The organism is Vibrio sp. 10N.247.310.24, from assembly GCF_041467175.1.
In the GTDB taxonomy this organism is placed as follows: domain Bacteria; phylum Pseudomonadota; class Gammaproteobacteria; order Enterobacterales; family Vibrionaceae; genus Vibrio; species Vibrio tasmaniensis_A.
The window spans coordinates 25,624-34,373 of record NZ_JBFSUD010000004.1; the positions used below are offsets into that span (position 1 = coordinate 25,624).

Consider the following 8,750-nt stretch of genomic DNA (forward strand, 5'->3'; position numbering starts at 1 on the left):
TAATTAGAACGGACGATCGAATTGAAAATTAAACGATTTTTTGCAAAAGATATGCGAACAGCTCTGCTCCAAGTTAAAGAAGAACTTGGCTCAGAAGCGGTGATCATGTCTAACAAAAAGGTCGCAGGTGGTGTGGAAATTGTTGCCGCTATTGATGGCGATTCCAGCCCGTCGACAGCAAGTCCCAGACTCAATAAACCTCAGCAGCCTACGCAAAGCCAGTACACTCAAATGTCTGAGCCCAAATTGCCAACTGGGCGTCGTCAATTAGATGATGACAAGGTTAGCATCCAGCCAAATGCAGAAGGTGGACGCTCAATGACCAAGCGCTTTGCGAATATGCTAAAGCAATACAGTCATGGCGCCGACGATGAGCAACAACATCGCGCTGAAAACGAAGACTCGTTATCAGCATTGCTCAATCGCCAGTCAAGTAACGGTCATCAACCTCAGAGTAGCCAGCATTCTAGCGGCAGCCTTGACTCGGCCTTTGCTCGTGAAACGGGTTTATCTAAATTGATTGCCGAAGATCGCAGAGTAGAGCGTCCAGCACCTCGCTTAGATCCTACCCGTTATGATCGTGGTCGAGAGAACACTCAATCCAAAGGTTCAGATACTGAAATGGAAACGATGCGCGACGAGATGACTTCAATTCGTCGTTTATTAGAGCATCAAGTCTCTGGGCTCATGTGGCAAGAAGTCGAACGTCGCGAACCTTTGCGAGCGATGCTTATCAAGCGCCTAGAACGTATGGGTGTTTCGGCAGAACTCGCCGATCAAATGGCCTGTTACATTCCAGAAGACACAAAACCAGCACGAGCATGGAAAGCCTTGCTTGCTCTGGTCGCTGATCAAATCTCAGTAACACAAAAAGATATTTTAAAACGCGGCGGTATTGTGGCCTTACTTGGCCCGACTGGCGTAGGTAAAACAACAACCGTTGCTAAGCTCGCAGCCCGTGCAGCAATGGAGTACGGTGCAGACAACGTTGCTCTTGTGACAACAGATACATATCGCATAGGTGCACATGAGCAGTTATCGATTTATGGTCGAATTATGGGTTGTCCTGTGAGAGTTGCTAAAGATTCTAGTGAATTGGCCGATGTAATATATCAGTTACGTAATCGTCGCCTGATTCTAGTCGATACTGCAGGTATGGGGCAGCGAGATGTTCGCCTATCTGAGCAGTTAGACACATTGATGCAAGAGAGTGGTTCCGTTATCAATAGTTACCTTGTGTTACCCGCAACCGCGCAACGCAAAGTACTACAAGAAACCATTGAACACTTTAGAAGAATCCCGCTGTCGGGATGTATCCTGACGAAGCTGGACGAATCGCTTAGTTTGGGTGAGTTCATCAGTGTGGTAATACAAAATGCATTGCCAGTTGCTTATATAGCAAATGGTCAACGAGTTCCTGAAGATATCGTTATTGCTCAGCCAAAGTACATGATTGCTAAGGCCAATGAGTTATTAGAAAAATCGACAGAGAATGAACCTCATTACTGGAATAGCGATTCTGAAGGGCTCTAGGCGGCGGATAAATATGAATGAGAATATGATACACGATCAAGCTAGCGGCCTCCGTCGCTTAACCCAGCCTTCACTCACAAAAGTTATCGCTGTAACAGGTGGCAAGGGAGGCGTAGGTAAATCGAATGTAACGTTAGGTATGGCTATTTGTATGGCTCGCCAAGGCAAGAAAGTCATGGTACTGGATGCCGATTTAGGATTAGCTAACGTAGACATCATGCTCGGCATTCGTTCTAAACGAAATCTTGGGCATGTGTTGGCTGGCGAGTGTGAACTTAAGGATGCGATTGTCGAAGGGCCGCACGGAATTAAAATTATTCCAGCGACATCAGGCACACAAAGCATGACTGAACTTTCACACGCTCAACACGCCGGGTTGATTCGTGCTTTTGGTTCGCTTGAAGACGAGATGGATATCTTATTGGTTGATACCGCAGCGGGTATATCCGATATGGTCATCAGCTTCTCAAGAGCTGCGCAGGATGTGGTTGTGGTGGTTTGTGATGAACCAACGTCGATTACTGATGCATATGCATTGATTAAGCTGTTGAGTCGAGAGCACCAAGTTCAGCGATTCAAAATTGTTGCAAATATGGTCAGAAGCTACCGCGAAGGCCGAGAATTATTTGCAAAGTTGACTTTGGTCACAGAGCGCTTCTTGAATGTGAGCCTCGAACTCGTAGCATGTATTCCTTTAGATGATAAAGTACGTCAATCAGTTAAGAGACAGAAAATCGTAGTCGATGCGTTTCCTCGCTCCCCAGCTGCATTGGCAATCAGCTCTTTGGCTAATAAGGCATTGACCTGGCCAATACCAAAAACACCAAGCGGACACTTGGAGTTTTTTGTTGAAAGGCTGCTGAACCGTACTGAATTTATAGAGGAACCATTTGGTGAATAAAGCGCTTACTTACGATCAACATGCTAATCACAATAGCCAGCAGGCTTTTTTTGAGAAGTACTCTGTGTTGGTTAAGCGTATCGCTCATCATTTGTTGGGGCGATTACCGCCTAATGTATTAGTTGATGACTTGATTCAAGCCGGCATGATTGGCCTGATTGAAGCGCAACAGAACTATGATGGTACCAAAGGCGCAAGCTTTGAGACGTACGCAGGTATTCGAATTCGTGGGGCAATGTTGGATGACATTCGCCGCGGGGATTGGGTCCCGAGATCGGTTCATAAAAACAATCGAGAAATCAGTAGTGCAATCGCGGAATTAGAGGGCACTCTCAATCGCGATCCCAGTGATGCTGAGGTGGCAAAGCACATGGGGCTGAGTTTAGACCAGTATCACAGTGCTTTAACTGATATTAATTGCTCAAAATTGGTAGGGATAGAAGACTTAGGTGTCTCTGATGATGTAATATCTCCGAATGAAGATTCTCAAGATAATACGCCTTTTCAAGGGGTTGCAGATGAATCATTCCGCCAAGCTTTGATCGACTCGATAAAACAACTTCCGGAAAGAGAAGGCCTCGTGCTTTCGCTTTATTACGACGAAGAACTCAATTTAAAAGAGATTGGGGAAGTATTAGGTGTCAGCGAATCTCGTGTCAGCCAAATACTAAGCCAATCTATGCAGCGTTTACGCACTAAGTTAAGTGCTTGGACACAGAACGACTAACAACACTGATTTTATTCAGTGGAGGCTAATTTGAACAAAAACATGAAAATTCTCATTGTTGATGATTTTTCAACGATGCGCCGAATTGTTAAAAACCTACTTCGTGATTTAGGTTTCAACAACACTCAAGAAGCAGACGATGGCTTGACCGCGTTACCTATGCTGAAAAAAGGCGAATTTGATTTCGTGGTAACTGACTGGAACATGCCGGGTATGCAAGGTATTGATCTTCTAAAACACGTCCGTGCAGACGCTGAACTTAAGCACCTTCCAGTGCTTATGATCACAGCAGAAGCTAAGCGTGAGCAGATCATCGAAGCAGCGCAAGCGGGTGTTAATGGTTACATTGTGAAGCCGTTCACTGCCGCAACTCTAAAAGAGAAACTCGACAAGATTTTTGAGCGTTTATAAGCACTCATAATAACCTGTTTCAGGCGCTTCATAGAGAGACATTAACTTTTTTGTTTCCCGTTTACCTCTAAAGCTGAAGCGTCACAAACTATGCGGAGTAAGGCCGGACTCAGGATGATTTCATTAGAACAAGCAAAAAAATTAGTAGAGCTGCTTGAAAACGACGAGCAGCAAGGTGCTGATTCTCTTGTTAGAAGCATTTATGAAGATAATTTTAATCTTCAAGATAACCCAATGCTTCAAGAAATAGGCAGTCTGACTCGTGACCTCCATGATTCTTTGACACAATTCAACTTTGACGAGCGTATTAACGTTATCGCAAATGATGAAATCCCTGACGCCAGGGATCGCCTTCAATATGTCATTGATAAAACGGAAGTTGCGGCGAACAAAACGATGGACGCTGTCGATCGCTGTATGCCAATTGCAACTAATTTACACGAGTGTTTACTTCAAGTAAGGCCTCAATGGAATGAACTGATGCATGGCCGCATTGAGCTAGTAACATTCAAAGCTTTATGCCACCGCATTGATGGATTACTTGTCCAAGTAGAAGGTGATAGTACTGAACTACGTGGACAACTGACTGAAATCTTGATGGCTCAGGATTTCCAAGATTTAACTGGGCAGATTATTAGCAAAGTTATTACCTTGGTGAATGAGGTTGAAGGACGTCTGGTAGAGATTCTCACCGTATTCGGTGCGAATCAAATAGAACCAACACCAGAGACAGATAAGAAGTCATCTATTGCTCCAGAGGGTCCGATCATGAACCCAGAAGCTCGTGAGGATGCTGTTGCATCTCAAGATGAAGTCGACGATTTGTTATCCAGTCTTGGATTTTAAAGGTAACGTATGAGCTACGATTTAGACGAAGATATTCTTCAGGACTTTTTAGTCGAAGCAGGAGAGATCCTCGAACTTCTATCAGAACAACTGGTAGAGCTAGAGAATAACCCTGACGACAAAGAACTACTAAACGCTATTTTCCGTGGTTTCCATACAGTAAAAGGTGGTGCTGGTTTCCTAGCATTGACCGAGCTGGTGGATACTTGTCATGGTGCTGAGAATGTGTTCGACATTCTAAGAAATGGCCAACGCAGTGTAACATCAGGACTGATGGATACGATGCTACAGGCTTTAGATACAGTCAATGTACAGTTTAAAGCCGTGCAAGATGAGGAGGCTTTAGTACCAGCAGACCAATCTTTACTGGATGAACTTCATCGCCTCTGTAAGCCAGAGTCTGAAGATGAAGTTGTGGCAGTAGAAGCTCCAGCACCGGTTATCTCTGAGCCTATCGTTGCAGCTCCTGAGCCTGTTATTGCTCCGGAACCTACTGTTGAAAGTTCAAACATCAGTGCATCTTCCGTGGATGATATTTCTGAAGATGAATTTGAGCGTTTACTTGATGAACTTCACGGTAAGGGTGGTTCACCAACGACATCATCTGTAGACACACCAGCGCCAGTACCTGTGGCACCTCAGCCAGTAGCTGCGAGTGGTGACATTACTGACGACGAATTTGAAAAGTTGTTAGATGAGTTGCATGGTGCAGGTCAAAGCCCGACAGCTGCAAGCTCAACGCCACCACCTCCTCCAGTCGCTCCTGTAGCCAAAGCACCAGTAAAGTCTGAAGGCGATGACCTAATGACTGATGCTGAGTTTGAGAGTTTACTTGACCAGTTACACGGTTCAGGTAACGGCCCTTCAATTGAAGAGTTGGATGCTGCGACTAAGCCTGTACAAGCGAAGCCTGAGCCTGTTGCGCCGAAAGTCGCTCCTAAACCACAGCCTGCTCCTGTTGCTGTAAAAGCAGAACCTAAGCCTAGCGTACCAGCAAAAGCTGAAGTTAAAGCGCCTGCGAAGAAGCAGCAAGCTGAAGCCACAGTTCGTGTTGATACCTCAACACTGGATACCATCATGAACATGGTGGGTGAGCTAGTATTGGTTCGTAACCGCCTTGTTAGCTTAGGTTTAAACAGCAACGACGAAGAAATGTCGAAAGCTGTCTCTAACTTAGACGTTGTTACTGCTGACCTACAAGGTGCAGTAATGAAGACGCGAATGCAGCCGATCAAGAAAGTATTTGGTCGCTTCCCACGCGTTGTCCGTGACCTTGCTCGTACCTTGAAGAAAGACATCGTTCTTGAAATGCGTGGCGAAGAAACGGATCTTGATAAAAACTTAGTCGAAGCACTTGCTGATCCCCTGATTCACTTGGTGAGAAACTCTGTCGATCATGGTATCGAAATGCCGGACGACCGTGTTGCTGCGGGTAAATCTAAAACCGGTAAAGTGATTCTGTCTGCCTCTCAAGAAGGCGACCACATTGAACTGGCTATCGTTGATGATGGCGGCGGTATGGACCCTGATAAGCTTCGTGCTATCGCGGTTAAGCGCGGTCTGATGGATGATGATGCAGCGTCTCGCCTAACAAATAAAGAGTGTTTCAATCTAATCTTTGCTCCTGGCTTTTCAAGTAAAGAAAAGATCTCAGATATCTCTGGCCGTGGTGTAGGTATGGACGTTGTGAAAACAGCGATCAACACACTGAATGGTTCTATTGATATCGATTCAGAGATGGGCCAAGGCACCAAGATAACCATTAAGGTTCCGTTGACACTTGCGATTCTACCAACCTTAATGGTCGGTGTTGCGGGTCACCCGTTCGCATTGCCACTGGCTTCTGTAAATGAAATCTTCCACCTAGACCTAAGCCGCACAAACGTGGTTGATGGCCAGCTAACGATCATCGTTCGCGATAAGTCTATTCCACTGTTCTACTTACAAAATTGGCTTACACCTAAAGAAGGTCTTGTTGAAGGACGTCAAGGTCATGGTCATGTTGTTATTGTGCAACTTGGTAGTCAACGTGTTGGTTTTGTTGTCGATGCGCTTATCGGCCAAGAAGAAGTGGTTATTAAGCCACTTGATAAGCTTCTTCAAGGCACGCCAGGAATGGCAGGTGCGACAATTACAAGTGACGGTCACATAGCATTGATTTTAGATGTGCCGGACTTGTTGAAGCAGTACGCAGCTGCATCAAGAATTTAACTTAAGGATAAATATGGCGATTAAAGTATTAGTCGTTGATGATTCGAGCTTCTTCCGTCGTAGAGTAAGCGAGATCATCAACTCGGAGGCTCGCCTAGAAGTCATCGATGTAGCAGTAAACGGTAAAGAAGCGGTTGAGAAAGCGAAAAAGCTAAGACCTGACGTAATTACCATGGACATCGAGATGCCTGTCATGGACGGTATTACTGCCGTTCGTGAAATTATGGCTGCGTCTCCGACGCCTATTTTGATGTTTTCATCGCTAACGCATGATGGTGCAAGAGCAACGTTAGATGCGTTAGATGCTGGTGCTCTAGATTTCTTACCTAAGAAATTTGAAGACATCGCTCGTAACCGTGACGATGCTGTCGCATTGCTTCAGCAGCGCGTGATTCAGATTGCTGCAAAGCGTGCGTTTATGCGACGCACTCCTGTTGCGCCAAGAGCTACCGCAACAGCTACGGCGCCAACATCAGCGCCATTGCGCCAATCTATTTCAGCAACAGCCCCTGCTGCTAAACCAGCGGTTGCTTCAACCGCGAAATTCAGAGCTTCGGGTAAAAAGTATCAATTAACTGCAATTGGTACTTCTACTGGTGGGCCAGTTGCACTACAGAAAATTTTGACACGCATCCCTGCCAGCTACCCGCATCCGATTGTGTTAGTGCAGCATATGCCAGCAACGTTCACCGCTGCTTTTGCTAGCCGCTTGAATACCTTGTGTAAGATTGAAGTTCGTGAAGCTCAAGACGGAGACCTGTTGAAACCTGGGGTGGCTTATCTTGCTCCAGGCGGAAAGCAAATGATGATTGATGGTCGCCCGGGTTCGGCGCGTCTGAAGATTATCGATGGTGGTGACCGAATGAACTACAAGCCTTGTGTGGATGTCACTTTTGGTTCTGCAGCTAAGATCTACGGCGATAAAGTGTTGTCTATGATACTGACCGGTATGGGTGCTGATGGTCGAGAAGGTTCTCGCATGTTAAAAACAGCGGGTTCGACCATTTGGGCGCAAGACGAAGATAGTTGTGTTGTATATGGTATGCCTCAAGCTGTAGCAAAAGCTGGCATTTCTACTGAAGACCTACCTCTAGACCGCGTTGCGGAACGGATTTTGGTCGAAGTTGGGTTAGCTTAGGTAAATCGACATGATTGTTTGGAGTGTTGCAAACCAAAAAGGTGGCGTTGGAAAAACGACGACGACAGTGACCCTAGCTGGCTTACTTGCCTTAAAGGGTCATCGTGTGTTGTTGGTTGATACTGACCCACATGCATCACTAACCACCTATTTGGGTTACGACTCAGATACGGTGGAATCGAGCCTGTTTGATCTGTTCCAGCTGCGTGAGTTTTCTACGCAAGCTGTGAGAGCGTTGACTATACAGACCGAAATTGAAGGTATCGATATTATTCCCGCACACATGTCATTGGCGACATTAGACCGTGTAATGGGAAATCGAAGTGGTATGGGGTTGATCTTAAAGCGTGCTTTAGCCGCTTTGAAAGATGACTATGACTACGTGCTTATCGATTGTCCGCCTATTCTTGGTGTGATGATGGTGAATGCGTTGGCTGCCAGTGATCGTATCTTGATTCCGGTACAGACTGAATTTTTGGCGATGAAAGGTTTAGAGCGCATGATTCGCACTCTAACTATTATGCAGAAGTCTCGCAAAACACCGTTTAAGGTGACGATTGTCCCGACGATGTACGACAAGCGAACGAAAGCATCATTGCAAACATTGACTCAGCTTAAAGATGACTATCCAAACCAAGTTTGGACCTCTGCTGTGCCGATTGATACCAAGTTTCGCGATGCCAGTCTAAAACGTTTGCCAGCATCTCATTTCGCATCGGGTAGCCGTGGTGTATTTGCTTATAAACAGCTGCTTATTTATCTCGAGAGGTTAGCGATAAATGAGCGCGAATAACGAATCGACATTGACGCAACCAAGTTTATCGAGTGAACAAGCAATCGATGATTACTTTACCGCGCTGTTAGGCGATGAAAACTTTGAATCTGATGCTTTTCTTGTTGACGAGTCTAGCGACGAATCACAAACTAAAGAGCCAGAGCCAGAGCCAGAGCCAGAGCCAGAGCCAGAGCCAGAGCCAGAGCCA

General features: G+C 45.7%; 8 protein-coding genes and 1 pseudogene. All 9 read left to right on the top strand.

The features are described 5' to 3' along the window. Positions 1-21: 21 nt before the first annotated feature. On the top strand, positions 22-1,533 hold the full coding sequence (gene flhF, locus AB6E08_RS02090) for a flagellar biosynthesis protein FlhF (RefSeq protein ID WP_017101966.1): 1,512 nt from the start codon (positions 22-24) through the stop codon (positions 1,531-1,533). A 13-nt stretch (positions 1,534-1,546) separates the two neighbouring features. Further along, entirely contained in the window at positions 1,547-2,434 is an 888-nt protein-coding gene (locus AB6E08_RS02095; RefSeq protein WP_009848538.1) for a MinD/ParA family protein, read from the top strand. Beyond that, on the top strand, positions 2,427-3,161 hold the full coding sequence (locus AB6E08_RS02100) for an RNA polymerase sigma factor FliA (RefSeq protein WP_009848537.1): 735 nt from the start codon (positions 2,427-2,429) through the stop codon (positions 3,159-3,161). Before AB6E08_RS02095 ends, AB6E08_RS02100 begins: the two co-directional genes overlap by 8 nt. Before the next feature lie 42 nt (positions 3,162-3,203). Then, complete coding sequence (gene cheY, locus AB6E08_RS02105) at positions 3,204-3,572, top strand: chemotaxis response regulator CheY (RefSeq protein ID WP_012603445.1); 369 nt, start codon at positions 3,204-3,206, stop codon at positions 3,570-3,572. 114 nt (positions 3,573-3,686) lie between these two features. Further along, positions 3,687-4,418, top strand: a complete 732-nt coding sequence (locus tag AB6E08_RS02110) for a protein phosphatase CheZ (protein WP_017101967.1) — start codon at positions 3,687-3,689, stop codon at positions 4,416-4,418. 9 nt (positions 4,419-4,427) lie between these two features. Continuing rightward, on the top strand, positions 4,428-6,629 hold the full coding sequence (locus tag AB6E08_RS02115) for a chemotaxis protein CheW (RefSeq protein ID WP_372066514.1): 2,202 nt from the start codon (positions 4,428-4,430) through the stop codon (positions 6,627-6,629). A gap of 13 nt (positions 6,630-6,642) precedes the next feature. After that, positions 6,643-7,767, top strand: a complete 1,125-nt coding sequence (locus tag AB6E08_RS02120; protein WP_017101968.1) for a chemotaxis response regulator protein-glutamate methylesterase — start codon at positions 6,643-6,645, stop codon at positions 7,765-7,767. 10 nt (positions 7,768-7,777) lie between these two features. Next, complete coding sequence (locus AB6E08_RS02125) at positions 7,778-8,560, top strand: ParA family protein (protein WP_009848532.1); 783 nt, start codon at positions 7,778-7,780, stop codon at positions 8,558-8,560. After that, positions 8,547-8,750, top strand: a pseudogene (locus AB6E08_RS02130) (chemotaxis protein CheW); the annotation flags it as partial. The gene AB6E08_RS02125 and the pseudogene AB6E08_RS02130, both read left to right, overlap by 14 nt.

What these genes read in the sequence shown, in the direction of transcription:
- AB6E08_RS02095 (WP_009848538.1), top strand. Translation starts at nt 1,547, where the DNA reads ATGAATGAGAATATGATACACGATCAAGCTAGCGGCCTCCGTCGCTTA.
- AB6E08_RS02125 (WP_009848532.1), top strand. Translation starts at nt 7,778, where the DNA reads ATGATTGTTTGGAGTGTTGCAAACCAAAAAGGTGGCGTTGGAAAAACG.
- AB6E08_RS02110 (WP_017101967.1), top strand. Translation starts at nt 3,687, where the DNA reads ATGATTTCATTAGAACAAGCAAAAAAATTAGTAGAGCTGCTTGAAAAC.
- AB6E08_RS02120 (WP_017101968.1), top strand. Translation starts at nt 6,643, where the DNA reads ATGGCGATTAAAGTATTAGTCGTTGATGATTCGAGCTTCTTCCGTCGT.
- AB6E08_RS02115 (WP_372066514.1), top strand. Translation starts at nt 4,428, where the DNA reads ATGAGCTACGATTTAGACGAAGATATTCTTCAGGACTTTTTAGTCGAA.
- cheY (WP_012603445.1), top strand. Translation starts at nt 3,204, where the DNA reads ATGAAAATTCTCATTGTTGATGATTTTTCAACGATGCGCCGAATTGTT.